Source organism: Treponema sp. UBA7567 (assembly GCF_002476655.1).
In the GTDB taxonomy this organism is placed as follows: domain Bacteria; phylum Spirochaetota; class Spirochaetia; order Treponematales; family Treponemataceae; genus Treponema_D.
In genome coordinates, this window is the sequence record NZ_DLLH01000049.1 from 70651 (window position 1) to 72033 (window position 1383).

Annotated in this window: 2 protein-coding genes; one reads left to right on the top strand and one right to left on the bottom strand. The window is 42.7% G+C overall.

What is annotated here, in order from left to right:
- Nucleotides 1-755, top strand: a 755-nt coding sequence (locus B3Y13_RS06405) for a DUF4469 domain-containing protein (protein WP_296693424.1), incomplete at its 5' end; no start/stop codon positions are given.
- 167 nt (nucleotides 756-922) lie between these two features.
- Here the strand turns inward: B3Y13_RS06405 and B3Y13_RS06410 are convergent.
- Nucleotides 923-1383, bottom strand: a 461-nt coding sequence (locus B3Y13_RS06410) for a DbpA RNA binding domain-containing protein (protein ID WP_296693427.1), incomplete at its 5' end; no start/stop codon positions are given.

Below are 1383 nucleotides of genomic sequence, written 5' to 3' on the forward strand. Positions count from 1 at the left end.
CCTCAAATAAACTATCAGATACAGTGAACGTTACTATGCACACGCTCACCGTTTTGGACAAGAATGTTTCTTTTGCAAAGGTAAAACGAAACACGGCTTTTATTGGAAACATTGTTTCAAAAATCCTTGAACATAACAAAGTTCTGGACAGGGAAACTTTGCTATATTCAGCAGGGCTTTTTAGAAACGCCATTTTGGAGCTTCTTAAAAGCGGAAAAGCTGTAGATCTTCTTGAAATGGGAGTTCTCTATATCAAGCCAAACGGAAGCATTGACTCGGAAACTCCGGATATTGAGGATATTCCTAAAATGACGCTTTCTTTTACTCCAAGCGATATTGCCATTGAAGCAGTAAAAGATGTAACTGCCGGTGCCGATATTTCCACAACAAACGAGCCTCTTCTTTCTGCCTTGTACAACATACACACAAGAAAAAGCGGCACAGAGCTTTCTATCGGTTATTCTGCACGCATTACCGGCAAACGCTTAAAGATTGCCGGCAATGAAGCAAAAACCGGCCTGTATCTTGCTTCATGTACGGAAGAAGGGATCTATGATCCTGATCCATCTTCATGGATTTCACTGGGAATGGAAAACATTGTTGACAACACAAACACAAAGATTCTGTTCAACATTCCAGACAGCGTCACGGCAGGAAATTACCGTTTAATTATTAAGACTGCATACGGCTCAGGCACACGCATAAACAAAACTGTGCGAACAGGTGTTTTTGTAGAAACTGTTTCGATTGCATAAGTCTTTTCCAAGGGGCTGGCTAATAAGTTCTAAATGTCATTGCCGCACTTGATACGACAATGACATTTAGATTTTCAGATTCAGTCCGAAAATGACGTAAAAGATTCTTTTTGGCCATCTCCTTGAATTTGAAAAATCAATATTTCCGCAGCCATTCAACGGAATTTTTAGAATCTTTCTGCTTTTTTGTTTGATTTTTTGTAAGCACTTGCCCCGTTTCGCTGGGTTGAAGTGTGCACGCGGGCGCGTCCGTGTTCGCTTTTAAAACCGTCATTTGCACGGCGGCTTCGTCCTTGAGCGCGTCTTTCTCCGTCTTTTTTGGCTACATCATAACGACTTGAGCCAAAACCACGCCGTCCTCGTCCTTCAAAACGTTCGGCATTGTCGCGTCCGCCTCTGCGGCGTCTTCCGCCAAAATTATCATCCTCTTTTGAATCAAGATGCATATGAGGCAAGTTTGCGCGGCTTTTAGAAAGCTCAAGAGCACGAAGCGCATTTCCTGTTGGCAAGCTCAAAAGAGAGAAATTCTGGCTTACGTCGATCCTGTCAACCATGCGTCCAGGAATATTTAACAAATCGCTAAAATATTCGGCAATTGCGCGGGCATTATAGCCATCTCTTTTTCCGT